The organism is Candidatus Zixiibacteriota bacterium, assembly GCA_035574315.1.
Lineage (GTDB): Bacteria > Desulfobacterota > Binatia > UBA9968 > UBA9968 > DATLYW01.
This window is the reverse complement of sequence record DATLYW010000019.1, coordinates 59,675-85,066: the sequence shown is the minus strand read 5'-3', so window position 1 is coordinate 85,066 and position 25,392 is coordinate 59,675. Positions and strand designations below refer to the sequence as shown.

Annotated in this window: 25 protein-coding genes and 2 tRNA genes; 21 read left to right on the top strand and 6 right to left on the bottom strand. The window is 65.1% G+C overall.

Annotated features, from left to right (window positions below; translation table 11 throughout):
* Positions 1-4 precede the first annotated feature (4 nt).
* The 10 genes from VNN77_06025 (at position 5) to VNN77_05980 (ending at position 10,698) form a co-directional block, all read left to right on the top strand.
* Positions 5-1,792 (top strand): thiamine pyrophosphate-binding protein, encoded by a 1,788-nt coding sequence (locus VNN77_06025; protein ID HXG50951.1) that lies wholly within the window; start codon positions 5-7, stop codon positions 1,790-1,792.
* Positions 1,793-2,040: 248 nt separating this feature from the next.
* On the top strand, positions 2,041-2,874 hold the full coding sequence (locus tag VNN77_06020) for an amidohydrolase family protein (protein ID HXG50950.1): 834 nt from the start codon (positions 2,041-2,043) through the stop codon (positions 2,872-2,874).
* Positions 2,875-2,889: 15 nt separating this feature from the next.
* The gene (locus VNN77_06015; protein HXG50949.1) at positions 2,890-3,885 is read left to right on the top strand and encodes an ABC transporter substrate-binding protein; all 996 of its coding nucleotides are present in this window, start codon (positions 2,890-2,892) and stop codon (positions 3,883-3,885) included.
* Positions 3,886-3,898: 13 nt separating this feature from the next.
* Complete coding sequence (locus tag VNN77_06010) at positions 3,899-4,894, top strand: ABC transporter substrate-binding protein (GenBank protein HXG50948.1); 996 nt, start codon at positions 3,899-3,901, stop codon at positions 4,892-4,894.
* Positions 4,891-5,904 carry an ABC transporter substrate-binding protein gene (locus VNN77_06005; GenBank protein HXG50947.1) on the top strand — a complete coding sequence of 338 codons (1,014 nt, stop codon included), beginning with the start codon at positions 4,891-4,893 and terminating at the stop codon, positions 5,902-5,904. Before VNN77_06010 ends, VNN77_06005 begins: the two co-directional genes overlap by 4 nt.
* A 91-nt stretch (positions 5,905-5,995) precedes the next feature.
* Positions 5,996-7,687: a thiamine pyrophosphate-binding protein gene (locus VNN77_06000; protein HXG50946.1), complete on the top strand. Its 1,692-nt coding sequence runs from the start codon at positions 5,996-5,998 to the stop codon at positions 7,685-7,687.
* An 11-nt stretch (positions 7,688-7,698) separates the two neighbouring features.
* Complete coding sequence (locus VNN77_05995; GenBank protein ID HXG50945.1) at positions 7,699-8,073, top strand: carboxymuconolactone decarboxylase family protein; 375 nt, start codon at positions 7,699-7,701, stop codon at positions 8,071-8,073.
* A complete protein-coding gene (locus tag VNN77_05990; protein HXG50944.1) occupies positions 8,070-9,260 on the top strand; it encodes a CoA transferase in 1,191 nt (396 codons plus the stop codon). The genes VNN77_05995 and VNN77_05990 overlap by 4 nt, the downstream gene beginning before the upstream one ends.
* A complete protein-coding gene (locus tag VNN77_05985) occupies positions 9,257-9,727 on the top strand; it encodes a MaoC/PaaZ C-terminal domain-containing protein (GenBank protein HXG50943.1) in 471 nt (156 codons plus the stop codon). The genes VNN77_05990 and VNN77_05985 overlap by 4 nt, the downstream gene beginning before the upstream one ends.
* Positions 9,724-10,698 carry an LLM class flavin-dependent oxidoreductase gene (locus VNN77_05980; protein ID HXG50942.1) on the top strand — a complete coding sequence of 325 codons (975 nt, stop codon included), beginning with the start codon at positions 9,724-9,726 and terminating at the stop codon, positions 10,696-10,698. Before VNN77_05985 ends, VNN77_05980 begins: the two co-directional genes overlap by 4 nt.
* Before the next feature lie 4 nt (positions 10,699-10,702).
* On the opposite strand, the gene VNN77_05975 is transcribed toward VNN77_05980, so the two are convergent.
* On the bottom strand, positions 10,703-11,740 hold the full coding sequence (locus tag VNN77_05975; protein ID HXG50941.1) for a zinc-binding dehydrogenase: 1,038 nt from the start codon (positions 11,738-11,740) through the stop codon (positions 10,703-10,705).
* Between the two features lie 414 nt (positions 11,741-12,154).
* On the opposite strand from VNN77_05975, the gene VNN77_05970 reads away from it, so the two are divergent.
* From VNN77_05970 to VNN77_05940, 7 genes are all read left to right on the top strand, one after another.
* A complete protein-coding gene (locus tag VNN77_05970; GenBank protein HXG50940.1) occupies positions 12,155-12,289 on the top strand; it encodes a hypothetical protein in 135 nt (44 codons plus the stop codon).
* A 42-nt stretch (positions 12,290-12,331) separates the two neighbouring features.
* Entirely contained in the window at positions 12,332-12,643 is a 312-nt protein-coding gene (locus tag VNN77_05965) for a DUF411 domain-containing protein (GenBank protein ID HXG50939.1), read from the top strand.
* 83 nt (positions 12,644-12,726) lie between these two features.
* Positions 12,727-13,752 carry a class I SAM-dependent methyltransferase gene (locus tag VNN77_05960; protein ID HXG50938.1) on the top strand — a complete coding sequence of 342 codons (1,026 nt, stop codon included), beginning with the start codon at positions 12,727-12,729 and terminating at the stop codon, positions 13,750-13,752.
* A 154-nt stretch (positions 13,753-13,906) separates the two neighbouring features.
* Positions 13,907-14,932, top strand: coding sequence for an ABC transporter substrate-binding protein (locus VNN77_05955; GenBank protein HXG50937.1), 1,026 nt, complete (start codon positions 13,907-13,909; stop codon positions 14,930-14,932).
* A 36-nt stretch (positions 14,933-14,968) separates the two neighbouring features.
* A complete protein-coding gene (locus tag VNN77_05950) occupies positions 14,969-16,048 on the top strand; it encodes an amidohydrolase family protein (protein ID HXG50936.1) in 1,080 nt (359 codons plus the stop codon).
* 113 nt (positions 16,049-16,161) lie between these two features.
* The gene (locus tag VNN77_05945; GenBank protein ID HXG50935.1) at positions 16,162-16,833 is read left to right on the top strand and encodes a class I SAM-dependent methyltransferase; all 672 of its coding nucleotides are present in this window, start codon (positions 16,162-16,164) and stop codon (positions 16,831-16,833) included.
* 98 nt (positions 16,834-16,931) lie between these two features.
* Positions 16,932-17,927: an ABC transporter substrate-binding protein gene (locus tag VNN77_05940; protein ID HXG50934.1), complete on the top strand. Its 996-nt coding sequence runs from the start codon at positions 16,932-16,934 to the stop codon at positions 17,925-17,927.
* A gap of 47 nt (positions 17,928-17,974) precedes the next feature.
* Here VNN77_05940 and VNN77_05935 read toward each other — a convergent pair whose 3' ends face one another.
* Together VNN77_05935 and VNN77_05930 are read right to left on the bottom strand one after the other, a co-directional pair.
* Positions 17,975-19,216, bottom strand: coding sequence for an amidohydrolase family protein (locus tag VNN77_05935; GenBank protein HXG50933.1), 1,242 nt, complete (start codon positions 19,214-19,216; stop codon positions 17,975-17,977).
* 113 nt (positions 19,217-19,329) lie between these two features.
* Positions 19,330-20,334 carry an ABC transporter substrate-binding protein gene (locus VNN77_05930; GenBank protein HXG50932.1) on the bottom strand — a complete coding sequence of 335 codons (1,005 nt, stop codon included), beginning with the start codon at positions 20,332-20,334 and terminating at the stop codon, positions 19,330-19,332.
* A 162-nt stretch (positions 20,335-20,496) separates the two neighbouring features.
* Between VNN77_05930 and VNN77_05925 the strand changes: the two genes are divergently transcribed.
* Together VNN77_05925 and VNN77_05920 are read left to right on the top strand one after the other, a co-directional pair.
* Entirely contained in the window at positions 20,497-21,372 is an 876-nt protein-coding gene (locus VNN77_05925; GenBank protein HXG50931.1) for an enoyl-CoA hydratase/isomerase family protein, read from the top strand.
* A 69-nt stretch (positions 21,373-21,441) separates the two neighbouring features.
* Positions 21,442-22,320 (top strand): enoyl-CoA hydratase/isomerase family protein, encoded by an 879-nt coding sequence (locus tag VNN77_05920; GenBank protein ID HXG50930.1) that lies wholly within the window; start codon positions 21,442-21,444, stop codon positions 22,318-22,320.
* A gap of 157 nt (positions 22,321-22,477) precedes the next feature.
* On the opposite strand, the gene VNN77_05915 is transcribed toward VNN77_05920, so the two are convergent.
* Positions 22,478-22,555: transfer RNA gene (locus tag VNN77_05915), tRNA-Glu, on the bottom strand.
* Positions 22,556-22,558: 3 nt separating this feature from the next.
* Positions 22,559-22,634, bottom strand: a tRNA-Lys gene (locus VNN77_05910).
* 592 nt (positions 22,635-23,226) lie between these two features.
* Between VNN77_05910 and VNN77_05905 the strand changes: the two genes are divergently transcribed.
* Both VNN77_05905 and VNN77_05900 read left to right on the top strand, forming a co-directional pair.
* Positions 23,227-23,562, top strand: coding sequence for a hypothetical protein (locus tag VNN77_05905; GenBank protein ID HXG50929.1), 336 nt, complete (start codon positions 23,227-23,229; stop codon positions 23,560-23,562).
* A gap of 300 nt (positions 23,563-23,862) precedes the next feature.
* A complete protein-coding gene (locus VNN77_05900) occupies positions 23,863-24,327 on the top strand; it encodes an SgcJ/EcaC family oxidoreductase (protein ID HXG50928.1) in 465 nt (154 codons plus the stop codon).
* 27 nt (positions 24,328-24,354) lie between these two features.
* Here the strand turns inward: VNN77_05900 and VNN77_05895 are convergent, their stop codons facing one another.
* Entirely contained in the window at positions 24,355-25,362 is a 1,008-nt protein-coding gene (locus VNN77_05895; protein ID HXG50927.1) for an ABC transporter substrate-binding protein, read from the bottom strand.
* Between the last annotated feature and the right edge of the window lie 30 nt (positions 25,363-25,392).

Here is a 25,392-nt window from a genome sequence, read left to right as displayed (position 1 = left end):
AAGAATGAGTCAGCCGGCGCACATCGTCGAAAAGCCCAGGCCGGAGTGGGGATCGGACGTCATCGTCGAGATGCTCAAAGCCTTCGGGATCGAATACGTCGCGCTCAATCCCGGATCGTCTTTTCGCGGCCTCCACGACTCGCTCGCCAATTACGGCGGCAACCGCATGCCCGAGATGATCCTCTGCCCGCACGAGGAGATCGCCGTCGGGGTCGCCCACGGCTATGCCCGGGCCAAGGGTAAGCCGATGGCCGCGGCGGTTCACAACGTCGTCGGGCTGCAGCACTCCTGCATGGCGATTTACAACGCCTGGTGCGATCGCCTTCCGGTGCTCGTACTCGGAGGCACCGGCCCCACCGACACGGCGCACCGCCGGCCGCGCATCGACTGGGTCCACACGGCGTGCGTGCAGGGAAACCTCGTCCGCGACTTCGTGAAATGGGACGATCAGCCGGCGAGCGTCGAAGCGATCCCGGAGTCCTTCATCCGTGCCTACCGGCTCGCCACCACCGATCCCATGGGTCCGGTCTACCTGTGCTACGACGCCGACATCCAGGAGAAAAAGCTCGACGGCGAGGTTCCGATTCCGTCTCTCGAGCGCTATCCCGCGCCGCTCCCGTTGCAGGCGCCGGAAGAAGGCCTCGAGAAAACGGTCCGCTGGCTGCTCGAGGCGAAGGCCCCGGTGATCATCGCCGATTGGGTGGGCCGGAGCGAAGCGGGATTTCGGGCGCTTCGGGATCTGGCCGAGCTCCTCGCGATTCCCGTTCTGGACCAGAACGGGCGCTTCAACTTTCCCACGCGCCATCCGCTGAACTTGACCGGCGCGGAGCGCAGGGTTCTGCCTCGAACCGATCTCGTGCTCGCGCTCGATGTTCCCGACCTGGAGGGCGCGGTGGCGCGGCGGGTGCAGGATCACGGCAAACGCGCCACCGTGAACCTGCTGCCGGCGGAGGCAAAAGTCGTCAACGTGGGGCTCGATGACCTGCTCGTTCGCGCCTGGTCGCAGGAGTTCAACCGGCTCCGGCAGGCGGATCTCTCGATCATGGCCGATACCGCCGTGTTCCTGCCGGAAATCGTGCGCCGCTTGCGGACGGCCAGGGAGACGCTCGCCAAGATCGGGCCCGAGATCGAGAGCCGGCGCGCCGAGTGGTCCAGGATCAGCGAGGAACAGAGAATCGCACGCGAGGAGCGGACGCGCGCCCGCTGGAACGACAAGCCGATCGCGCTCAGCCGGGTGTTTACCGAGCTGAACGACGCCCTGAAGGGCGAGGATTGGGTCTACACCAACAGCACCCGCTACGGCGCCGAGAATTTTTACATCGACGCGGACAGGTTCAATCAGATTCTCGGGAAATTCAAGGGCGGCGGGCTGGGCTACGGGCTCCCCGCTTCGCTGGGAGCGACGCTCGCGCACCGCAACAGCGGCAAGATCTGCGTCGACTTCCAGCCGGACGGCGATCTTCTGTTCACCCTCGGCGGGCTCTGGACCGCCTCGCACTACAGCCTGCCGCTGCTGATCGTCGTGTTCAGCAACCGCTCTTACTACAACGACGAGGAGCACCAGGAACGGATGGCGCAGCTTCGGCGCCGTCCGGTGGAGAACAAGGTCCTCGGGATCCGCATCGAAGAGCCGGCCGTGGATTTCGCGACGACGGCGCGCTCCTTCGGTATCTGGAGCCGCGGGCCGATCACCGAGCCGCGTGAGCTGCCGCACGCCCTCGGCGACGCGTTGAAGGTGGTCAAAGACGGTAAACCCGCGCTCGTCGACGTGGTCTGCGAGATGCGGCCCTGAAGGCGGGCGGATGACGGAAGGGCTTCGCGCCTCGTCAGGGACCGTGCGGAGGAGGGCTTGCTTCTTGCACCGACGGGTCGGCGAGGCTCCTCCGTTTCGTCCCGCGGGCATTTTGATGTACTATCGACAGAGCTCCTCCGGGTATGGTCATCGCATCATGGCTGCCCGAATACCTTTGCGGTGGTCCAGTCGTTCGAAAGCTCGATGGTTCGGCCTGAAAACCCGGAACCGGGCTCGCGGGAGGCTTCATGAGGGCCATTGATGTTCACGTCCACCCGAGCACCCGCGGCGTGGATGCCCACGCCTGCCGCTACTTCAGGCGCAACCTCTCCGAGGTGCCGGCGGGCGAGGAGGAATTCGCGGCGCTGTTCGCTCGCCACGAGGTCAGGGCGCTGCTGATCGGCTGGCATCCTTCCACCGTCGCGCAGGAGCCGCGCAACGACAACGATCACGTGATCGACCTCGCCACGCGCCATGCTGGACCGTTCGCCGGAGTTCTGGCCGGGCTGGACATGGGCGCGCGGGATCTCGAAGCGGTCGCGCGGCGTGCCGAGGCGCTTGCGCGCCATCCGCTCGTGAAAGGTTTCAAGTTTCATCCGCCGGACCAGGGCTTCTATCCCTCCGACCGCAGATTCTACGGTGTCTGGGAGGCGATCCAGGCGGCCGGCAAGCCGGCCATGTTTCACGTCGGCTTCACGGTCCTCGGAGCGAACACGGACGGCGGGAGCGGGATCGCCCTGGACTACGGCCGGCCGATCCATCTCGACACCCTGGCGCGGGATTTTCCGAAGATGAAGATCGTGGCGGCGCATCCCGGCTGGCCCTGGGAGCAGGAGCTGATCGGCGTGCTCACGCACAAGCGAAACGTTTACGCCGACACTTCGGGCTATCTCGCCGAGCAGCTCCCCGAAATTTTCCAGAAGGCCATGCGCGGGCGCCTCCAGGACAAGGTTCTGTTCGGCACGGATTTTCCCTATGTCGATCTGGAAAAGGCGCTGGCGAGCCTGGACAGGATCGAGCTGAAGGACTCGGCGCGGGAGAAGATTCTTTTCGCCAACGCGGCGGCGCTGTTCGGGCTCTGAGGGGAGGGAAACAGGGTGCGGCAAACGGTGAAATTGCTTGCGGCGTGGTTGTCTCTGGCGCTTTTCGCTCCGGACGGGGGTCTCGAGGGTGCGGAGCCGCTGCGCGTCCGAGTCGGCTACCCCTCGCCCAGCGCGAGCTTCTCGCCGCTCTTCGTCGCGAAGGAGGGAGGAGCCTTCGAGAAATACGGGCTGGCGCCCGAGCTCTTGTACCTGCAAGGGGTACAGATCACCCAGGTACACGTGTCCGGGCAGGTCGATTTCACCGTTACGGGGGCGCCGCTGCCGTTGCGGGCTGCCGTCGAGGGCGCGGATCTCGTGCTCGTCGCCGGCTCGATCGACAAGTTCATCTACAAGCTGATCGCCCGGCCGGGCATCGGCGCGCCCGCCGGCCTCAAGGGAAAGACCATCGGGATCACGACGTTCGGCTCGCTTCCCGACGTGGCGATCCGGCTGGTGCTCAGGCGCTGGGGCATGAATCCGGACAGCGACGTCACCCTCGTCCAGGTCGGCAGGATGAGCGACATGGTGGTGGCGCTGTCGGCGGGGAAGATCGACGCGGGGGTGATCTCGGACCCGACGTCGTTCCAGGCGGAAAAGATCGGCATGAAGCGCCTCCTGGACATGGCCGACGTCGACGTGGAGTTCGCGAACGTCGCCGTGGCCGTGAGCCGAAGCTACGCGAAGGCGCGGCGGGAGATGGTGCTGCGCTTCCTGAAGGCCTACATCGAGGGAACGCGGCTTTTCATGACCGACAGGGAGCTGGCGGTCCGTGCGCTGCGCAAGTACACCGGCGCCGCGGATCGCGAGATCCTGGAAAAAACCTACGATCTGTTCGCGTCCAAGTACATCAAGAAGGTGCCGGTTCTTTCTGTCAGGAGCGTCGAGAACACTCTGGCCATGATCGCCGACCGGAGCCCGAAAGCGAGGGGGAGGAGAGCTGCCGAGTTCATAGACGCGAGCTTCATCGCCGAGCTCGAGGCGAGCGGCTTCATCCGGTCGGTCTGGCCGTAGCGGAGGTGGCCCAATGAGAAGGACGAGCGTGATACTGGCTATCGCCTTTCTGCTTTTCCTGCCGCTCGACCGCGCGGGAGCCGCGAGCGGCGGGCGGACGCGGCTCCGAGTCGGCTACCCGTCGCCCAGCGCGAGCTTTTATCCGCTGTTCGCGACCCGGGAGGCGGGACTGTTCGAGAAATACGGCTTCGATCCGGAGATGATCTACGTGCAGGGCGTGCAGCTCGTCCAGGTTCACGTTGCCGGGCAGCTCGACGTCTCGACCATCTCGTCGGTCGTCTATCTGCAGGCCTCCGTGGAGGGCGCCGACCTGATTCAGATCGCCAGCTCGATCGACGGCCAGCTGATGAAGGTGATGGTCCATCCGTCGATCACCAGGCCGGCGGACCTCAAAGGACGAACGCTCGCCGTGACGCGCTTCGGCTCGCTCACGGACCTGCTGATTCGCCCGGTGCTGAAGAGCTGGGGACTCGAGCCGCAGAAGGACGTCAAGCTGATCCAGATCGGCAGGATGCCCGACATCGCGACGGCGATCTCCCAGCGATCGGTGGACGGCGGCGTGATCTCGTTTCCGACGTCGGTCCACGCCGAGAAGATGAACATCAAGACCCTGTACGATTTCGCCGAATCGGGTTTCGACATCCCGGCCACGACGGTCGTGATCAGCCGCCGCTACGGCAAGAGCAACCGCGCCGACGTGATCCGGTTCCTGAAGGCTTACGTCGAAGGGACGCAGCGCCTCCTGCGCGACCGCGAGCTGGGCATCCGGGCACTCAGAAAGTACGGCGGCATCAGCGATCGCGAGCTGCTCGCGAGCACCTACGACCTCTTCACGTCGCGCTACATCAAAAAGATCCCCACGGTCAGCGCCAAAGGGGTGGAGAACTCCCTCAGCCTGATTGCGGAGAACAACCCCAAGGCCAGGGGGCGCAAGGCGGAGGAGTTCATGGATACGAGCTTCATGGAGGAGCTGGAGAAAACGGGGTTCCTGAAGTCTGTGGTGAAATGAGAACGAAGAGAAACCTTTCGATTCGGCGGTATGGGTCCGGAGCGGTGCTCGCCGCGGTCCTGACGTGGGTCGCGGCCGCCCCGGCCCAGGAGAAGCTGGAGAAGGTGAACGTCGGCTACAGCGCGCAGGCGGGCGCGTTCGCCCCGATCTGGATCACGAAGGAGGCCGGGCTGTTCCGGAAGAACGGTCTCGACGTCAACCTGGTCTTCATCCCGGGCGGGCCGACGGCGGCCGCGGCGATGCTGGCGGGAGAAGTCCAGGCGGCGGCGATGGCGGGACCGGCGGTGGTGGCGAGCCGTCTCGCGGGGACGGACCTCGTGATGACCGCGGGGATCGTCAACACGTTCGCGTTCCAGATCATCACGGTCAAGAGCATCACGTCGCCAGCGCAGCTCAAGGGGCGGCGCCTCGGCGTCAATCGCTTCGGGACGGCCCCCGATATCGCGGCGCGCTATGCGCTCCGGCACATGGGAATCGATCCCTCGGAGGTTACCATCCTGCAGCTCGGGGAACAGGCGGCCCGGCTCGCGGCGATGAAGGCGGGACAGCTCGAAGCGGCCGTCGTGTTGCCGCCGATCACGACCATGGCGCAGAAGGAAGGCATGAACGTGCTGCTGGACATGTCGGATCTGGGTGCCGAATTCCAGATCACCGGTCTGGCGAGCAGCCAGCGTTTCATCACCCAGAACCGCCCCCGGGCGCTGCGGATGATGCGGGCGTTCGTCGAAGGCATTCATTTCTACAAGACGAGAAAAAAGGAAAGCATGAAGATCATCGCGCAGTACATGCGTACCTCCGACATGGAAGCGGTGGAAGCCACGTACGACTATTTCGCGGGCAAGATCGTGCCCAGGAAGCCGTACCCGACGCTCAAGGGAATCAAGGCGCTGCTCGAGCTGGCGGCGAAGGAGAGGCCGGAGGCCGCGACCGCGCAGCCCGAGCGTTTCGTGAACGTGTCGCTGCTCAAGGAGCTCGACGCCAGCGGCTTCATCGACCGACTCTACCAATGAGGACGGAGAGGGCACGTAAAAACCGGGAAGCGTGAGCTGGAAAGCGGAAACCAGACGAAACTATTTCTGGCATTGAAAGGAGCGAAGAGGGATGGGTAACGCCGCAGCCGGGAAAACCGCGGCGCAAGCGTATCTGGAAGTCGCCGTGGACCACGGCATCGAGTACGTATTCGGGTTGCCGGGCACCAGCGGGCAGGAATTTATCGGAACGATCGCCGAGCAGGAGCGGGTGCGCTTCATCCTCGCGCTGCACGAGACTTGCGTCGTCTCGATGGCGGATGGATACGCGCGCGTGACCGGGAAGCCATCGCTGGCGCAGGTGAGCACGCTTCCGGGGACCGCCAACGCGGTCGGCGCCCTTTACGACGCCTACCGGGACCGGTCACCGGTCGTGGTGACCTCGACGCACGTCGATACGCGAATCGCCGGGCGCGACTCTCACACGGAGGGACGGGACCTGGTGGAGCTCACCAGACAGTTCACCAAGTGGAGCCATGAAGTCCATCGGGCGGACCGGATTCCCGAGATGCTGAATCGGGCGTTCAAAGTGGCCGCCACCCCGCCGACAGGGCCGGTTTATCTCTCGTTGCCGAGCAACCTGCTCGGCGAGACGATCACGACGCCCAATCCTCCGGCCGCGCGCTTTCGCGTGGTGCCGCGGCTCGCGGGCGATCCGGAAGCGCTCGCCGAGGCGGCACGGCTGCTCTGCGGCGCCCGCAGGCCGCTGATCGTGGCGGGGAGCGGCGTGGCCAAGGCGGGCGGGATCGAGGAGCTGGTCCGGCTCGCGGAGGCGGTGGGCGCTCCGGTGGTGATGGAGCCGCGCTACTCGTTTCTCGCGTTTCCGACGACGCATCCGCACAGTTTCCAGATTCCCGAGCGCCAGCCGAGCTTCAGCCTGCCGCTCTGGGGGGAGCCGGATCTGATCCTGGCCGTGGGGTGCCGGCTCATCCGCGAGTACCGCTATCTGGAGGAACCTCCGATCAAGCCGCAGACCCGCTGCATCCACATCGAGGAAGACCCGTGGGAAATCGGCAAGATCTTCCCGGTCGATCTCGGCATCGTGGCGGACGCGAAAAGCGCGTTGAAATCGCTGCTGGAAGCCCTGCCGCGCTTTTCCACGGACGACGCCGGCAGGGCCGAGCGCCTGGAATTGATCCGCAAGGCCAAGGAGCAGGTCAGCGCGGAGCAGCGAGCGCGCGCCCGGCAGGGATGGGACGCCGCGCCGATCAGCGCCGCGCGCCTGGCACACGCCCTCGACCGGCTTGTCGAGCCCGACGCGCTGATCGTCAATGAAAGTCCGACGAGCAAGGATATCCTCACGGCGAACTTTAAGTTTTCGCCTGGCCGCTCTTATTTTTCCAACTCTTCGGGCGGATACCTCGGCTGGGGGCTGGGCGCAGGGATCGGTGCCAAGCTGGCGGCGCCGAAGCGCCGCGTCGTCGCCTGCCTCGGCGACGGCAGCTGCATGTTCGGGATCCAGGGACTCTGGACGCTGGCCAAATACCGCGTGCCGCTTCTGGTGGTGGTTTTCAACAATCGGGCGTACATGGCGGTCAAGAACCAGTTCCGCGGGCCGGAGGAAAGGGTCCGCGCCGCGGCCGAGCTCGGAGCCGAGCTGGTCGGACCGGAAATCAACTTCGCGCGGCTGGCGGAAACCTTCGGCATCTTCGGTCAGCGAGTCGAGGAGCCGGACGCGGTGGAACCGGCCGTCAAACGCGCGCTGGAGCAGCCGGGGCCGGCGCTGATCGACGTGGTCGTGAGTCAGAATACCAGGAAAGACTGAGGGAGGATCCCATGGCCGAGCAGTCCCGGGAAGCTTTTCTTAAGACCTCGCTGGGGGCGGCAAATGCCGCCTACGACATCATCGCCCGCTTGGATCCGGACTATTTCGAAAAGCTCAAAGGGCTCTACGTCGACGGCACCTTCGGCCGGGAAGGAGCGCTGCCGCGGCGCACCAAGGAGCTGATCATGGTCGGGATCTGCTGCGCGCTGCTGCGCCCGCGCGGGATTCGGCTGCACGCCGAGAGGGCACTGGCGCTCGGAGCCTCGCCGCGGGAAATCCTCGAGGCGATGGAGGTCGCCGCGATTCCAGGAGGCATGCCGGGACTCTGGGCGGGCGTCGAGGCGCTCCAGGAAATCCTCGACGCCAAGAAACTGGAGTTCAAATGAGCGGCGCGCTCGACGGTGTGCGTGTGCTCGACCTCTCGCGCGTGCTGGCCGGCCCGTACTGCACGATGTTTCTCGGCGACATGGGCGCCGAGGTCGTCAAGGTGGAGCAGCCCGGCGCGGGCGACGACACGCGCGGCTGGGGTCCCCCGTTCGCCGGCGGCGAGAGCGCCTATTTTCTCTGCGTCAACCGCAACAAGAAAAGCCTCACGCTGGATCTCAAATCCGCCGAGGGAGGGGAGCTGTTGCGCCGGCTGGCGGAGCGCGCCGACGTTCTCATCGAGAACTTCCGCCCCGGAACCATGGATCGGCTTGGATTGGGCGAAGCGGAGCTGCGGCGCCGCAACCCGCGGCTGATCTACGCCTCCTTGTCCGGGTTCGGCGCCGACGGGCCGATGCGCGACTGGCCCGGCTACGACCTCATCGTGCAGGCGTGGGGCGGACTGATGAGCATTACAGGAGCCCCTGACGGAGAACCGCTCAAGGTCGGCGTCGCGATCATCGATCTGGTCGCCGGCTTGATGCTGGGGAAGGCGGTCGTGGCGGCGCTCTTCGCGCGCGAGAAGATCGGAGTCGGGCAGAAGATCGAGACCTCGCTTCTCGAAGCCGAGGTCGCCTCCTTGATCAACGCCGGGAGCAATTACCTGATCGGCGGCCAGGTTCCCGCGCGGTGGGGCAATGCGCATCCGAACATCGTGCCGTATCAGAGCTTTCGGACGGCGGACGGCTATCTCGTGCTCGGCGTTGCGAGCGAAGCGATCTGGCGGCGGTTCTGCCGGGCCCTCGACCGGCCCGACCTGGCCGACGAGCCCAGATTCGCCCGCAACGCCGACCGGGTCGCGAACCGGCAGGCCCTGATCGAGATCCTGTCGGAGATTTTTCTGACCCGGACCACCGACGCCTGGCTGGAGTTGCTGGCCGGGGCGGAAGTGCCGTCGGCCGCCGTCCAGACGATCGACCAGGTTTTCAGCGCGCCCCAGGTGCTGCACCGCGGCATGCTCGTGGAGATCGATCACCCGACCGCGGGAAAGGTGCGCATGGCCGGCGTTCCGGTGAAGTTCTCGGGTACGCCGGCGAGCGTGCGCTTGCCGCCGCCCCTGCTGGGGCAGCACACCCAGGAGGTGCTCTCCGGCTGGCTCGGGATGAGCGCCGCGGAAGTTGCGGAACTGAGGGCAAAGGGCGTCGTATGAAAGGGATGACTTTCGAGCAGTTCAAACCGAAGGACAGGTTCATTACCGAGGGCCGCACGGTCACGGAGCACGACGTCATGCAGTTCGTCACGCTCGTCGGGCTCAACGAGCCGTTGTTTCTGGATCTGGAATACATTCGCAACGAGAGCCTCTACGGCGAGCGCATCGCGCCCGGGAGCCTCACCTTCGGGATGGCCGAAGGGCTGACGGTGCAAACCGGAATCATCCATGGCACGGGCATGGCTTTCGTGGGGCTCGACCGGATGCGTCTTTTCGCCCCGGTGAAGATCGGTGACACGATCCGCGTGGAGATCGAGGTTCTCGACGTCAAGCCGGTTCCCGCCCGGGGCGGCGGCATCGTGCGCTACCGCCAGTGGGTGAAGAACCAGCGGGGGGAGACGGTCATGGAGTACGACGTCGGCCGGCTGATTCGAGGCGGAGCGAGCGCGGAAGAGGGTGCGAAATGAGCGCCGAAAGCCACGCGGGCGTGAAGTTCGGCGTGCTGCTTCCGACGCGGGAGGTGATCCTGTCGGGGAAGCCGGACCCGGCGAGCATCTACGATCTGGGCGACCAGGCGGAAGCGTTGGGGTTTCATTCGGTTTGGGTGGGCGACAGCGTGACCGCGAAGCCGCGTCTCGACGCGCTCTCCACGCTCGCCGCGGTCGGGGCGCGGACCCGGCGCATCCGCCTCGGCACCGCGGTGCTGATCGCCGCCTTGCGCCACCCGGTCCTGGTGGCTCACACGGTGGCCAGCCTCGACTGGCTGAGCCGGGGCCGAGTCGACCTCGGCATCGGCTACAGCCGTCCCAACGATCCGGCCCAGGAGCACGAGTTCGAGGTCCTCGGCCTGTCCGCAACGAAGCGGATCAAGATGAGCGAGGAGCTGGTGCGCATCGTGCGCCGTTTGTGGACGGAAAACGCGGTAACGCACCAGGGCGAATTTTTCCGCTTCGAACGCGTGACGCTGGAGCCCAAGCCGGTCCAGAAGGGAGGGGTCCCGATCTGGCTGGCCTCGAACAACGTCGAGCCGGGGCTGAAGCGCGTGGCTCGCATGGGCGACGGCTGGCTCAACAACATCACGGACCCACGGACCTATGCGGAGTGCCTGGAGAAGATCCGGGGTTACGCGGCCGCCGAAGGGCGAGACCCGGGAAGGATCGAGCCGGGCCTTTACGTCACGCTCGCCGTCGGCGGAAAGGAAGCGATTCTCCAGGGTCAGAGTTTTCTTTCGCGGTACTACAACCGCCCGTACGAAGAGGTCGCCAGAGCGATGGTCTGCCTCATGGGAAGCTGGGAGGAAGTGCTCGATCGGATCGAAGCCTACCGCGAAGCGGGCGCGAGAACGTTCGTGCTGAGGTTCGCGACGAGCGATCAACTGGGCCATCTGCAGGCCTGCGCCGAGGCGCTGAAGCAGCGCGGATATCTGTCGAGCTCGTGACGTATCAACGCGGGATATCGAGCACGATCTTTCCGAACTGCCGGGCCTGCTCCATGCGCTCCTGGGCGGCGGCCGCTTCCGAGAGCGGAAAGACGCTGTCGATGATCGGTTCGATCCGAGCGACCTCCAGAAAGCTCAGAAGTCGGCGAAACTCCTCGCGGCTGCCAAGCGTCGAGCCGTAGATCTTGAGATACTTGCCGGCGATCGCCTCGAGGTCGTCCAAGGGCTCGGCGCCTGCGGTGGCGCCGCAGGTCACCAGCCGCCCGCCGCGCGCCAGAGAGGCGAGGCTTTTCGTCCACACCTCTCCTCCCACGCAGTCCAGAACGACATCGACGCCCCGGCCACTGGTCAGCTCGCGCGCCGCCTCGGCGAAATCGGTCCGGCGGTGGTGCACGACGTGATCGGCTCCCAGATTGCGCGCCCGCTCGAGCTTCGCGTCGCTTCCGGAAGTCACGATAACTCGCGCGCCGATCTTCTTTGCGAGCTGGAGCGCGGCGCTAGCGATTCCGCCGCCGATCCCGATGACCAGCAGGGTTTCGCCCGGCTGCAGTCGAGCGTTGGTCACGAGCATGCGCCACACCGTAATGAACACCAGGGGAAAAGCCGCGGCCTGGTGAAACGACATGTAAGATGGGACGGAAAAGCAATTTTCTTCGACGGTCTTGACGTACTCGGCATAGGTGCCGTCCAGCCGGCTGCCCAGGCTGCGGATGCGGATGCACATGAAATCGCGCCCGGTGAGACAGAACTCGCAGCCGCCGCAGCCGGTGAACGAGTAGAGGCAGACCCGGTCTCCGGGCTTAACGCTGCGCACGCGGTCGCCCACCTCGGCGACCACCCCGCTCCCGTCGGCGCCGAGGATATGCGGCATCGGAACCTCGATTCCCGTAACCCCCATCCGTGTCCAGATATCGACGTGGTTCAGAGCGGCGGCGGCGAGCCGCACCAAGACCTCGTTCGGGGCGTTGATGGCTGGCAGGGGAGCTTCTTCATAGCGGAGCTTGTCGACGCCGCCGTGCTCGTGGATGCGAACTGCTTTCAAGCGAGACTCCTGTTCGTTTCGGGCGATTTGGCCGGCGGCTTGCCGGAGCGGCTCGTCCTCGAGCGGCGGAGGCAGCCCTTCTCCGGGACCGCCGGCCGATACCCCGGGATGCTTTCAAACGATGGGGAAGCTTCCGGAAGCGCCGCGCGGCCTTCGCGCGGTCGAAGATTCAGCGGTTCATTATAAGGGCAAATTTTCGCTTTTTCGAGTCGTCTGGGCGCTCGCGGCACCGGGGAAACGGGCGGTTGGGCGGGCCGGCGACAGCGAAAAAACGGATACGACGATTGGGCGCCCGGTTCGCTATGGCCTTCTTATTTCTCGTCGACCGTACCCGTCGACTCATGGGGCGGCCTTTCGTGCCGAGCGGCGATCTGATAAGGTAAGCGCCGCGCCCTTCGCGCAGGAGCTTGTACGATGAAAAAACGAATTCTCGCGGTGACATCGGCGGTCGTTTTCTCGCTGGCGCTTGTCAGAACGCTCGCCGTCTGGGCGCAAACGTCGTCACGCTCCAGGCCCGCCGCGATCACGGTTTACGCGAGCCCGACCTGAGGGTGTTGCAGCGGGTGGGTCGGGCACCTGCAAAAGAACGGCATGAGCGTGGAGAAGAAGCCGGCCGAAGGAAAAGAGCTGCAGCGCATCAAGATCAAGTACGGCGTTCCGGAAAAGCTCTATTCGTGCCATACGGCGCTGATCGGGGGGTATGTCGTCGAGGGGCACGTTCCCGCGGACATCATCAAGCGTCTGCTTTCGGAGCGGCCTCCGATTGCCGGAATCGCCGTTCCCGGGATGCCGGAAGGTTCTCCGGGAATGGAGGGACCGGACCCTCAGCCCTATGAGGTGTTCGCTTTCGAGAAATCGGGAAAGTTCTGGAGCTACGCGCGCATCGACCCCAGACGGCAATGACGGCTCGGACTCTCTGACCACGCCGGTCCGCGCGGCGGCGTGTGCCCGTAGCAGCGCCCGCGGATCCGAGAGCTCCGGCTGAGGTGAAAGCGGTGGAAGCGGAGGGCGTGGGCTCGGCGGCGGCCTGGTGTCCGCTGTGCCGATCCCCGGGCGGGCGGCGTCTGTTTTCTGCCAGGGATCGGATTCACCACAGGCCGGGAACGTTCAGCATCTTTGCTTGCCCGCGCTGCCGGGCGCTGTTCATTCAACCCTACCTGAAGAACCTCCAGCTCGCGGACTATTATCCCGAGGACTATTCGCGTTTCCGCCATTCCTCGTCGCCGGAGAAGAAGCGCTTCGGCGGCGTGCGGCGGTTCGTGCTCGAGAACTATTACGGCTACCCGCGCCGAAACGGCGGGCGGCCCGGCGCCGTCGCAAAGTTCGCTGCCCGGCTACTTTCGGGGTTTGCGGCGAAGGGAGCGATCCCGTATCGGGGCGAGGGAAGGTTTCTCGATGTCGGCTGCGGGGGCGGCTCCCACCTCGATCGGCTCCGGCAATGGGGCTGGGAGACCTACGGCGTCGAGCCGAGCGCAGCGGGAGCGGCGCAGGCGCGCCGCCTCGGGCTCAGCGTCTTTCAGGGGGTTCTGGAGGATGCGCGGTTCCAGAGCGGCTTCTTCGACGCGATCCGGCTCAACCACGTGCTGGAGCACCTCGTCGATCCCGTGGCCACGTTCCGCGAGCTGCACCGCATCCTCAAGCCCGACGGCCGGGTTTACGTCACCGCCCCGAACACGCGGAGCCTGACCTTCTGGCTCCTGCGCGAAGACTGGTACGGCCTCGACGCCCCGCGTCACGTGATCTCCTACCGTCCCGAAACCTTGCGGGCGCTGTGCGACGCGAGCGGATTCGAGATCGTCAAGATCAAGTTCCGCGCCGGCCCATTTTGTCTGGTGCGAAGCGTCAGGCTCTATTTCGACGGCAGAGGGCGGGCGTGGCCCGCGTGGATCCGCAATATCCCGTGGGAACGCAGCAAGGCGATCCGGCGCTCGCTCAGGCCGTTCTTCCGGATCGTCGACGCGGCGGGCTTTGGCGATTTCTTTCATGCGGTCCTGCGGAAGAAAACGGAGTAGCCGGAAAAAGCAGGGGGCGTTTCGTTTCCGCCGAGACGGCGCTTGCAAACAGGGAAGCGGCTGGGTTAAGAGGAATCGCGGCGGCCGCATCTCCGGGTGCGACGAGGCCCGGCGGTCGACCTGAGCGGTTCCGTCCGCAAAAGGAGCCACGCCGATGCATCTCCGAACCTCTTTTCCGCTTCTCGTCCTGGCCTGTCTGTCGGTCCTGGCGCCCGGATTGCTCGTCTCTCGGGCCTCTGCACAGCTGCTCGTCGCGTATGCCGGCCACAACGAGACCGCCGCCCCGATGTGGGTGGGGATCGAGGCGGGGCTGTTCAAGAAGCGGGGACTCGACGTGGCGATGCTCCAGCTGCGCAGCGGCCCGGTTCTGATGGCGACGCTGGCTTCGGGAAGCGTTCAGCTCGTCTATTCGGCGTCCTCCAGCGCGATCAACGCGGCGTCGGGCGGCTTGGGAATTCGCTGCCTTGCGTTTCCCGTCAACAGGGTCGCCCGCGAGCTGGTCGCGCGAAAGGAGATCAAGTCGCTGGAGGAGCTGCGCGGGAGGGTGTTCGGGGTCCAGAGCATTGGCGGGGGGTTCTGGCTCCAGACCATGCTGCTGCTGAATCACCTGAACCTCGACCCCGAGAAATACCAGATCAAGCTCCGCATCATCGGCGATACGGCCACGATCACCCAGGCATTGATCGCGGGACAGATCGACGCCGCGGTGCTGCCCTACAGCTTCAGCGAGCGCGCCAAACGGGCCGGGTTTCACCCGCTGGCGAACGCGGGCGAGCTCAAGGGAGCGCTTCAGCTCACCGGGCTCTGCGCGCAGCGGGACTTCGTCGCACAGTCGCGCGACACCGCCCTGCGGCTGGTCCAGGGAATGGTCGAGGCGGTGGTCTTCATCCACGACCCGAGGAACAAGGCGGAGGTCTCCCGGGTTCTCAAGAAGCACCTGCGCTTCGACAGCGCGGAAGATACCGAAACCTCCTATCGCGTCCTGCGGCAGGTCAGCACGCTCGACGTCGACCTCAATGCGGAGGCGTGGAAGACGACGCAACGGATCATGGCCCGGGTCAACCCGAAGGTGGCGCAGGCGGATCTGGAGCAGCTCCTTGATCGCTCCCTGGTGCGCCAGCTGGAAGAGAACGGTTTCTTGCCGGAGATGAGGAAGAAAATCGGCGAGAAGAGCGGTTGAGGGAGATGCCGCCGGCAGATAACAGGAGGGGATCCCATGCCGACCATCGACGCGGACGCTCACGTGGTCGAGTCCGAGCGGACCTGGGATTATCTGGAGGCATCCGATCGGAAATACCGGCCGCGGATCGTGCGGCCCGACGGGGAAGGAGGGCCGGAGTACTGGTTGATCGACGGCAAGATCCGCGGGTTGGTTCGGGTGGTGCTCACGGCGCGCGAGCTGGCCGACGTGGCGGCGCGAACCGGACGGGTGATGGAAACGCCGCGCGAGACGCGCGAGATGGAGAACGTGCCCGCACGCCTCCGGCACATGGACGAGCTGGGCATCGACGTGCAGGTGCTCTATCCCACGATTTTCATCGAGCAGGTGACCGACAAGCCGGAGTGCGACATCGCGCTCTGCCGGGCGTATAACCGGTGGCTCGCCGACATCTATCGTGAGGGTCAAGGCCGGCTCACCTGGATCTGCGTGCTGCCGCTGCTCGATATGAGGGCGGCGCTGGAAGAGCTGGCGTTCTGCAAGGCGAACGGCGCCTGCGGGGTCTTCATGCGTGCGATCGAAGGCCATCGCCTGATGACCGATCCTTACTTCTATCCGCTCTACGACGAAATGAGCCGGCTCGACCTCGCCGTGGGGGTGCACGTGGGCAACGGCAATCCGCAGAACGTCGATCTGGTCTCGCAGTACAACGGCGGCGGCAGCTTCTGGAAATTCCGGGTCCCTGTGATCGGCGGTTTCCACTCGGTGATTATGAGCGGCCTGCCCGAACGGTTCCCGCAGCTGCGTTTTCACTGGGCCGAAGCGGCCGCGCAATGGATTCCGTACGTCGTCAAGGACCTTCGCCGCCGCTGGGCGGCCGCGGGGAAAGAGCTGCCGGAAAATCCGCTGAAGGAATACCGGCAGTACGTCTCCTGCCAGACCGACGACGACGTTGGATACATTCTGCGCTACGCGGGGGAGGACAACCTCGTGATCGGGACCGACTACGGCCACAACGATCAGTCGACCGAGATCGAGGCGCTCCGTAACCTGAGGCAGAGCGGCGAGATCACACAGGCGCAGTACGACAAGATCGCCTTCGACAACCCGAAGGCCCTTTTTGCGCTCGCGGTCTAACGCGAGCGCGTCCGCGGGGCGGCCTTCCACCGGCGGCCCGGGTGTGCTATCCAATCGCCTGACGTACCGCAACCTTGGCTATCTGCGATTACATCCAAGAGCGCGTTCCCGGCATGCTCACCGAGGAGGAGGTGCGCTTTCTCTATCGCCTGAGCCGGTTCAAACCCGAAGCCGGGGTGATCGTCGAGATCGGCAGCTTCAAGGGCAAGTCGACGATCGCGCTCGCCTCGGGCGCGGCGGGCGGTCTCAACGCGAAGGTCTACGCGATCGATCCGCACCTGCCGATTCCCGAAGAAGGATATTCGGAGTACACTGAAGCCGAGTTTCTCCGCAACATTGACGCCTGGGGCGTCGGCGACTGCGTCGTCCCCATGATCACGACTTCGGAGCGGGCAGCGGAAAACTGGAGTCGTCCGATCCGTCTGTTGTGGATCGACGGCGACCACCGTTACGGCGCGGTCCGCCTGGACTTCAAGCTCTGGGAACCCCATGTGGTCGAAGGCGGGATCATCGCCATGCACGACTCGATTCGCAAACCCGGGGTGAAGCGGGTGCTGTGGGAAGAAGTGTTTCGCTCCGGCCGTTTCCGCGACATCATGATCGTCGATAACATCACGGCGGTGCGCAAGGTGAAAAAGGTCTCCCCTGGCGGAGTCTGCCGAAAATGGGCGACTCTGGCGCTTCGCGCGATCTACATCGCTGCACGCAAGAGCCGGGTCCCGTACTCGAAGCCGCTCGGCCGCCGATTGCTGCGAAGACTTACAGTTCCGCGCTGGGTCCCATGAGAGGGAGCCGCGCGTCCCCCGATCCGGTTGACAGGGACGACGTTGCTCGAGTATGTCTCGAGCCGAAAAATGTCCGGCGGCAGTCGGGGAGGGGCCTTATGAGAATCCATCCGGCGGGACCGAGGTTCTGGGGCACGATCGTTTTGCTGTCGCTGCTCGTTCCGGCCTCTCTCTTCGCCCAGGCGAGAAAGCTGCGGCTGCTCAACGTCTCCTATCCGTTCGGCGGCTCGACGAGCTTTTTCTGGGTCGCTCAGCGTTCCGGCTCCTTCGAGAAATACGGCCTCAAGGTGGAGCCGATCTACATCCGCGGAGGGAGGGCCGGCGTGCAGGCGCTGGTGTCCGGCGACGTGAAGATCGAGATGCAGGGGGCGCTGGCGGTGATTAGCGCCTGGGCGCATGGGGCGAAGGATTTGCGCTATATTGCCGCGGTCGGCAACCGGCTCGATTACATCCTGGTCGCCGACCGATCGATCAAGTCGCCGGCCGATCTGAAAGGCAAGCGGATCGGCATCAGCCAGCTCGGGGCGAGCACCGACTTCATCGCGCGATTGGCGCTGCGCCGCCTGGGGTTGGACTCTGAAAGGGACGTGACCCTGCTCGGCGTCGGGGGGGCCGGCGAGCGTTGGGCGGCCCTGAACGGAGGCCATGTGCAGGCCACGGTCGTGCAGCCGCCGTTCACGCTGCTCGCGCGCAAGGCAGGATTCCCCATTCTCGTCGATTTTTCGAAGATCGACTTCGAGTATACGATCTCTGGAGTCGTGACCACGGTCCCGTTCATCCGCTCGGAACCGGAAACGGTGATGAACTTTCTCCGCGGCCTCGCCGACGGCATGGATTTCTATCGGGACGAGAATCAGAAGGACAGGGTGTTGCGCATGCTCGGCGATTATTTCCGCTCCAACGCGATGGAAGAGCTCGAGGAAACCCGCAGGTCCTACAGCCAGCTCACGCCCGGCTTGCCGTGGATCACGGTGAGAGCGGTGGAAAACGTCATCGCCAACGACAAGCTGCTGGCGGGAATGAATCTCAAGGCCGCCGACATGCTCGATCTCTCTTTCCTGCAGAAACTGGCGGAGGAACGGAAGGCCAGATGACGCCGTTCTCCGGTTGACCCGGCACGCGGCGAGCGGCACGTTGGCTTCTACAGGCCTTCCTCTGGGACTCCTTCGATACGCGAGCGGGCGATCTTCCCTCCTTGCATCACGAGCTCGACGCGCCGCAGCGCCGAAATGTCCTTGAGCGGATCGCCCGGAACCGCGATCAAGTCGGCCAGCTTTCCCGCCTCCACGGTGCCGACGTTTTTCTCGATGCCCAGGATTGCGGCGTTCGTCGCCGTGGCCGCCACGATCGCGTCCCGTTCCGCCATCCCACCCTGGACCATCAGCTCGAATTCCATGGCGTTCTCACCGTGAGGGAAAAGCGGTGTGCCTTCGAAGTCCGTACCCATCCCGATCGTGAGGCCCATGCGCATCGCCAGCGCAAAGGACCGCATGTGGGTCTCGACGACTTCCCTGGCCTTGCGAACGGCATAAGCCGGCGAACCGAGGCCCTCGCCGAGAGTGGCGATGCGATAGAAGTAGGAGAGAGTAGGGACCAGGGCCGTGTTGCGCTCGCGCATCCATTCGCAGGCCTGCTCGTCAAGGTAAATCCCGTGCTCTATGGAATCGACCCCCGCCAGGACGCCGTTCTTGATGCCTTGCGTCGCCTGCGCATGCGCCGCTACGCGCCGCCCCATGCGGTGAGCCTCGTTGACGATCGCCTGGATCTCCTCGGGCGTATACGCGGTCTGTCCCGGGTCGCTCTGGGGCGCGTACACCCGCCCGGTGATGGAAACCTTGATGAAATCGGCGCCGAGCCCGATCTGTTCCCGGACGACGCGCACGCAGTGGTCGACGCCGTCCACCTCCTGGCGCAGGGGCGTGACGTCGAGCGCCCAGGTGACCTTCTTGACGCGGCCGGTCTGCGACAGTCCGCGGTAGGCGGTGAGGATGCGCGGGCCAGGAATTTCCCGTGCCGCGATCGCGTCCCGGAGGTGCGGCCCGAGACAGCCGCCGCAGTCCCGCACCGTGGTGAACCCGGCGTAGAGGAGCTTTCGGCAGTCGGCCGCGGCACGCAAAGCCGCCAGGGGATGCGGCGTGGTCAGAACGTCGTCCGGATCGGAGCTGCGCCAGCCCTTGAGATGCACGTGTGCGTCGATGAGACCCGGAAGCACCGTACGATCGCCCAGGGAAATTCGCCGTGCACCCTCGGGCGCCGCAACCCGATGGGCCGGCCCGGCGGCGGCGATTCGTTCTCCCTCGACCAGGATTCGCGCGGACTCGACGGCGGGACCGCCGCGGCCGTCGATCAACCTGTCAGCCTCTATGCAGACGATGTCGCTCACGCCCGAAAACTCCTTCCGCTCCTTCTTATTGGCCGGGCACCTCTTCGTGCCGGTTCATCGAACATTCCGGGTTTCTGCTTTCGTCCTTGAACCTTTCGAAACGGGCGCGCGTTCTAGCGCTTTTTCCCGCCGCCTGCCGGGTCGACGGACTGGAGGAACCGCAGGTCGACGAAGTCACGCGGCCGCGCTTCCTTGGCCTTAGGCACGCGCGGGGCGAGCTCGTCGAGGACGAGCTGTATGCCTTCGAGCGTGGGATAGGGTATATCCGCGAAATAGTCGCGATAGAAGGCGTAGGTTTCTTCCAGGATCTGGCGGTCGTTGTTCCTCAGCGCTCGCGCCAGAACGCCGATCGTGAACTCGCGGTCCTGCTTGAAGATCCGAACTGCCTCGACGTAGGCCTCCATGAACGCGGTGAGCGCGCCGGGCCGGGACAACGCAACCCGGCGCAAGGTGACCAAGGCATTGGCCTGATATTTCGTGGCGCGGCTCAGGTCGACCAGCTCTCGAAACCCGAAGCGCCTGATCGCGAGGGTGTGGTAGGGCGGGCTCAGCATCGCCGCCTGAATCCCGTTGGCCTGGAGCGCGGCGACGCTTTCTGGGTATCCACCGGTCTGGATCATCGCCACGTCACGATCGGGGACCAGCCCCGCCCGCCGCAGATGGGCGCGCGCCATGAAGTCAGAAAGCGACCCGAAGCGGGTTACCCCCACCCGCTTCCCACGCAGCCCCTCCACCGTCGTGATTTCGGGCGCCGCGACCAGCCACATCAGCACGCTGTTGGAGATGCCTCCAATGATCACGCTGTCGGCGCCGGCGAGGTTGGCCTGGATAGCGGTCGTCCCGGAGACCGACGCCAGCTCCACTTCTTGAGCCAGCAGCGCCTGCATCGAGCGCACGCCCGCGACGTAGATCAGGCTCACCTCGAGTCCGTGTCGCGAGAAAATACCCCGGTCGCGTGCCACCCAGAGCACGGAATTTGTGGCGGTGAGCGTGGAGTGAGCGAGTCGAAGCCGCTCGGCGGCGGCGCACTCCATGCCGCCGGTCAGCAGCACGAGGAGCAGCGGCAAGATCGGAGCTCTCTCCGATCTCAGGCTCTTTGCGGCGTGCGCTCCGTGCATAGGCCGGCCTCCGTGCTGGAGCTATATCGGATGCGGTGCGACCAGGTCAAGCGTTCTTGACGGCCCGGGCGGCGGAATGATACGGGACGGACCATACGGGAAGTCGCGAGCGGCGGCCGAAGGTCGAAGCGGCGCGGTGCTTTTCACCCGGAGGAAGCCGTATTGACGGACTACAGGGAAATTCTCTACGAGAAGCAACGCTGCGGCGTTCTGATCACGCTGAATCGCCCCGAGGCGCTCAACGCGATTACACGCCCGATGCTCCGAGAGCTGCACCGCGCGCTCGACGAGGCCGAAGCCGACCCCGAGGTTCGCGCGATCGTGATCACAGGAGGGGGGCGCGCCTTCAGCGCCGGCTTCGACCAGGCGCCGACGAGCGGGCGCCGCCGCGACATCCAGTGGCCTTACGGGATTCCCACGGGCATGAGCGCGGCCGATCTCATGAACTACTGGAGCGTGGATGACGTCAAGCTGATCCGGCTCTTCGAGATGAGCAAACCCGTGATCGGGGCGGTGCGCGGCTGGGCGATGGGCGGGGGCTGCTGGCTGGCGCTCTACACGCACATCACGATCGCGGCCGAGGACGCCGTTTTCGCCCAGCCCGAGGTCCGTCACGGCTCGAACACGAGCTTCATGTGGACGCTTCTCGCGGGTTTCAAGAACGCGCTCCGATACGGTCTGGTCGGCGATCACATCGACGCTCAGGAGGCGCTGCGCATCGGACTGGTGAACAAGGTCGTGCCCGCAGAGCGACTGCTCGAGGAGTGCTTTTCGATCGTGGAGCGCATCGCCCGCGTGCCGCCGGAAACCGTCAAGATCAACCTGCAGATCGCCACCATGGGGTTGCAGGCGATGGGGCTGCGGGACGCGCTCCGGATGGACGCCACGCTCTCGATCCCCGCGCACATGATGCTGAACGAGGCGTTTCGCCGGCCGCTGGACGAGATTCGCGCGACCCAGGGAACGAAAGCCTATCTTCAGCGGCGGGACGGACCCTTTCAGCCCGAGCCGTTCGGGCCACGGGCGCGGAAGGCCTAAGGCGGGTAGGCCCTGAAGGTCGACAGCGTTTTTCGCGCGGGAAATTTACCGTCGAGCCGAGGAGCCGAGATGACGGATTACAAGACCATTCTCTACGAGAAGCAGCGGAAAGGGGTGCTCATCACCCTCAATCGTCCCGGAGCGCTCAACGCGATCACCGAGGAGATGATGGAAGAGCTCGACCACGCCCTGGCCGAGGCGGAAACGGACCCGGAAATCAGGGCCGTCGTGATTGCCGGTTCCGGAGGAAATTTCTCGGCCGGCGAGGACATCAGCGGCGAAGATCCCGAGACAGCCTGGCCCTACGGCATCCCGGTCGGCAGCTCCCTCAACACCGTCTACAACAGATTCCGCGATGCGGATCGCAGAGACATCCTGGGGCGGCAGCTCTACCGCTGGCAGTATCCCAAGCCGATCATCGGCGCGGTGAGCGGCTGGTGTCTGGGGTCGGCGTCCTGGCTGGCTCTGACCTGTCATATCACCATCGCGGCCGATGACGCGGTCTTCGGGCAGCCGCAGGTCAGGCACGGCGCCGGTACGGATTTCATCTGGGTAGCGCTCGCGGGCTTCAAGAACGCGCTCCGTTATTCGCTCACCGGCGATCACGTCGACGCCCAGGAGGCGCTGCGGATCGGGCTCGTGAACCAGGTCGTGCCCAAGAGCGAGCTCATGGAAGTTTGTTTCAAGCTCGTCGAGCGTATCGCGCTCGTGCCGCCGGAAACCGTCAAGATCAATCTCCACATCGCTACCCAGGGTCTGGAGATGATGGGGCTTCGGAAGGCGTGGATGCTGAACGCCGAGCTGGCGGCGATGGCCCGGTTGAGCAAGCGCGAGGAGTTCAACAAGCGGCTCGAGGAAGTCAAAAAGTCCGGCGGGTTGAAAGCCTTTCTGCAAGAACGTGACGGACCGTTTCAGCCCGAACCCTTCGGGCCGAAGTCGCGAAAATAACCTTCCGCTCCTGAAAAAACGGTCGGTCGCTCCAGCGCGAAAAAAGGCCCACGCCTCGCCGCATCCGAAGGGAGGTCCCTTCGCCGCAAGGCTGCGGGTCCGCCGAGATCGAGCGGCGAAGCCGGATCCGGAAGCGTCCGTTTTTCACGAAAAGGCTTGGCGTCCCCGACGGGATTTGAACCCGTGTTGCCGGCGTGAAAGGCCGGTGTCCTGGGCCAGGCTAGACGACGGGGACTTCTGGTGAGCCGTGCTGGATTCGAACCAGCGACCCTCTGCTTAAAAGGCAGATGCTCTACCGCCTGAGCTAACGGCTCGCTGGCAGGCTGAGAATTTCCTTTTCATAACGGGAATACCCGCACAAGTCAATCAACCGGCCAGCGCGGGCGCCTCAGAAAAGCCTTTACCTGATGGTAGGGCGAGCCGCCGATCCCTGGGCTTCCGACCCCTCTTCGAGCGGAGAGTCCAGCCGTTGAAAACCCCTGGCCTCGAGCTGCCGCGCGCAGGCCTCGACGGCGCCGGCCAATACCGGAACGTCACGCGGGCTGGCCGCGCGCGCGGCGCAGCGGCGGGTTATCTTCGTTTCCGGGTGGTAGAGGGTGATCGAAAGCGGGTCCGAGGCGGTGCAACCGGCGAGCGTAAGGGCCGCGACGGAGAAAAGGACCGGAGAGCCCCGTGATGTGAACCGCACGACAGCGCAAGCATACCAAAGAATGGTGCAATCGGAAAAGTCCGGCACAGAGCCAAACGCGGAAATAACGGGCCAGGAAGGCCGCCGCCGTTCTTTGGCCTTTTTCGGTGCGGGGAAGGAGGAGGTCTTCCCCGTGAGCATACCGGGGCCTCATGCGGGTTTACAGGATCGTCGAGAGGCTCTAAAATAGCGCTTGCCTTGACAGGCGGGCAGCGACCGTGAAAGGACAAACGGCTAAACGACTCTTGTTTCCTGCGCTGGTGGCCGCGTTCGTCTTCCTCGTTTACACCCAGGTCACCTTCTTCGTCATCCCGCCGCTCGGCGCACCGCCGAAAGGGAAGACCCTCGTCGTTTGGCGCTACGCGATCAAGGATAGCGGCCGTCTCTCCGGCGTCAAGCTCAGATTCGTCGATTCGCCCGACGCCGCCTGCATCCGGATTACGGGCGACGTGAACCTCGCTTGTCGCAGCATGGCTCTGGCGACCGTAGCCAACAATTCCACCGTGCTGTTCAGTTTGCCGTATTTCCAGTTCCTGCATGCGATCGCGGAGTGAAGGCTCGGCGCCGCCCACGTAGACGTACCGAGCTTTGGTCCGGTGCGGACCGACCAGCGGCTGGCTTGCCTCGATTCCCTGGCGTCCCGTTTCTTCTGCGCTGTGCCGCCCGGGGCTCCACAGCCTTTCATCCCGCGCGTCGTTTTACGACGGAGCAGGTCACATGCAGCTCTCGGAGGCCCCAAAGCGCTTCAATCGGGAGCTGGCCCGGTTCGCCGCCGAATGTTGCGGGGCGCAGGCGGGGGCATTGAAGCCCTGCGCTGGGCGCGGGCGCCGGTCCGGCACGGAGAGGAGGAGAACGTGAGCGAAGAAAGGAACGTGATCGGGCTCTATCATGCGCTACTGGACACCTGGAACCGACGCAATGCCCCCGAAATGGCGGCGCTCTTCGCGGAAGACGGGCACATCGTGGGGTTCGACGGCTCGTCGCACGACGGCCCGGAACGAATCGCCGCCGAGGTCGGGGGGATTTTCGCGCACCACGCAACTCCCGCTTACGTCGGGAAAGTCCGCGGGGTACGGTTCCTCTCGTCGGAGGTGGCGCTGGTTCGCGCGGTGGCGGGCATGGTGCCCCCGGGACAGTCGGATCTCAATCCGGCTCTGAATGCGATCCAGACGATGGTCGCGGCGAAGTTCAACGGCCGCTGGCGCGTTGCGGCGTTTCAAAATACGCCCGCCGCCTTCCACGGCCGTCCCGAGCTGGCCGATGCGCTAACCGAGGAGCTGCGCGCGGCGATGTCGAAAAAGGACCCGGAAAGCGCGTAGACGGACGAATACGTCCGAACGGTTCTGCTACCTGAACAGCCCCTCTGCCTCGAGCCGGCGGACGATTCGCTCGTCGACGAGATTCTCGGCCTTGAGCCTGCTGAACTTCGGGTCGATCCGTCCGAGAATCCGCACGGTGTTTCGGATGCCGTCGACGGTCGGGAAGATTCGTCGGCTGTAGAGCGACTGCATGGCGTCATAGCCGGCCACCGCATCGTCCACCCGCGCCAACCGCAGCCATTTCATCAGGATCTCCACGACGCGCGGCTTGTTCGCGGGGTCGAGAAAAAAGGCGACCGACTTGGCGATTGCGCGGAGCGCCCGAGCCGCAGTGTCGGGTGACTGCTCGATGTAGCTCTTGCGGGCGACGATGCCAATGCCCTGGTAGGGAATGTCCACCTTCGCCAGGTCCTGCAGGACGCGGAAGCCTTGACGCTGAGCGACCTTGCTGAAGGTATAGCCGAGATAGCACCCGTCGATGCTCCCGGTGATCAGCGCCTGCGCCAGTACCGCCTGGTCGCCGACGACCCGGAACTGGATTTTGTCGCGGTCGGGCGTCAGTCCCCAGTGATCGAGGGCGAGCATCGTGAAGGTCCAGACGCCCCCTCCGATGCTCTGCACCCCGAGGGTCTTTCCCTTGAGGTCGGACGGCGAGGCGATCCTGGGCGCGACCACGACGTCGCCGTCCAGCTTGTTGACGATTCCGGCGATGAAGTTCAGATCGAGGCCGCCGGCCATCGCCCCCAGGCTGGCGCCTGTGGCGGAGACGCTGTAGAACTGCGCTTCGTTGGCCGCCAGCGCCGAAACGGCGACCTGGCCGCTCCGGACCTGCACGATCTGAGCGTCGATTCCCTGCTCGTCGAAAAACCTCATGTCCTTCGCCGTGAACAGAAATCCGCTCCGCTCGTTGAATCCCGCGAAAACGAAAACGACCTTCTGCAACGGCGCGGCCGCGCGGGCGGCGGCGGCACAGGCAAGGACGGTGGTGAAAACGATCGCGCTCCAGGCGAAAGAAAAACATCGGCGTTCGCTCATGGAATTCTCCTTCCGGGTTGGCAGGACGGT

What these genes read in the sequence shown, in the direction of transcription:
- VNN77_05940 (HXG50934.1), top strand. Translation starts at nt 16,932, where the DNA reads ATGAGAATCCATCCGGCGGGACCGAGGTTCTGGGGCACGATCGTTTTG.
- VNN77_05965 (HXG50939.1), top strand. Translation starts at nt 12,332, where the DNA reads ATGAGCGTGGAGAAGAAGCCGGCCGAAGGAAAAGAGCTGCAGCGCATC.
- VNN77_06010 (HXG50948.1), top strand. Translation starts at nt 3,899, where the DNA reads ATGAGAAGGACGAGCGTGATACTGGCTATCGCCTTTCTGCTTTTCCTG.
- VNN77_06025 (HXG50951.1), top strand. Translation starts at nt 5, where the DNA reads ATGAGTCAGCCGGCGCACATCGTCGAAAAGCCCAGGCCGGAGTGGGGA.
- VNN77_05995 (HXG50945.1), top strand. Translation starts at nt 7,699, where the DNA reads ATGGCCGAGCAGTCCCGGGAAGCTTTTCTTAAGACCTCGCTGGGGGCG.
- VNN77_05980 (HXG50942.1), top strand. Translation starts at nt 9,724, where the DNA reads ATGAGCGCCGAAAGCCACGCGGGCGTGAAGTTCGGCGTGCTGCTTCCG.
- VNN77_06005 (HXG50947.1), top strand. Translation starts at nt 4,891, where the DNA reads ATGAGAACGAAGAGAAACCTTTCGATTCGGCGGTATGGGTCCGGAGCG.
- VNN77_05990 (HXG50944.1), top strand. Translation starts at nt 8,070, where the DNA reads ATGAGCGGCGCGCTCGACGGTGTGCGTGTGCTCGACCTCTCGCGCGTG.
- VNN77_05930 (HXG50932.1), bottom strand. Translation starts at nt 20,334, where the DNA reads ATGCACGGAGCGCACGCCGCAAAGAGCCTGAGATCGGAGAGAGCTCCG.
- VNN77_05950 (HXG50936.1), top strand. Translation starts at nt 14,969, where the DNA reads ATGCCGACCATCGACGCGGACGCTCACGTGGTCGAGTCCGAGCGGACC.
- VNN77_05955 (HXG50937.1), top strand. Translation starts at nt 13,907, where the DNA reads ATGCATCTCCGAACCTCTTTTCCGCTTCTCGTCCTGGCCTGTCTGTCG.
- VNN77_05985 (HXG50943.1), top strand. Translation starts at nt 9,257, where the DNA reads ATGAAAGGGATGACTTTCGAGCAGTTCAAACCGAAGGACAGGTTCATT.
- VNN77_05970 (HXG50940.1), top strand. Translation starts at nt 12,155, where the DNA reads ATGAAAAAACGAATTCTCGCGGTGACATCGGCGGTCGTTTTCTCGCTG.
- VNN77_05920 (HXG50930.1), top strand. Translation starts at nt 21,442, where the DNA reads ATGACGGATTACAAGACCATTCTCTACGAGAAGCAGCGGAAAGGGGTG.
- VNN77_06020 (HXG50950.1), top strand. Translation starts at nt 2,041, where the DNA reads ATGAGGGCCATTGATGTTCACGTCCACCCGAGCACCCGCGGCGTGGAT.
- VNN77_05945 (HXG50935.1), top strand. Translation starts at nt 16,162, where the DNA reads ATGCTCACCGAGGAGGAGGTGCGCTTTCTCTATCGCCTGAGCCGGTTC.
- VNN77_06000 (HXG50946.1), top strand. Translation starts at nt 5,996, where the DNA reads ATGGGTAACGCCGCAGCCGGGAAAACCGCGGCGCAAGCGTATCTGGAA.
- VNN77_05895 (HXG50927.1), bottom strand. Translation starts at nt 25,362, where the DNA reads ATGAGCGAACGCCGATGTTTTTCTTTCGCCTGGAGCGCGATCGTTTTC.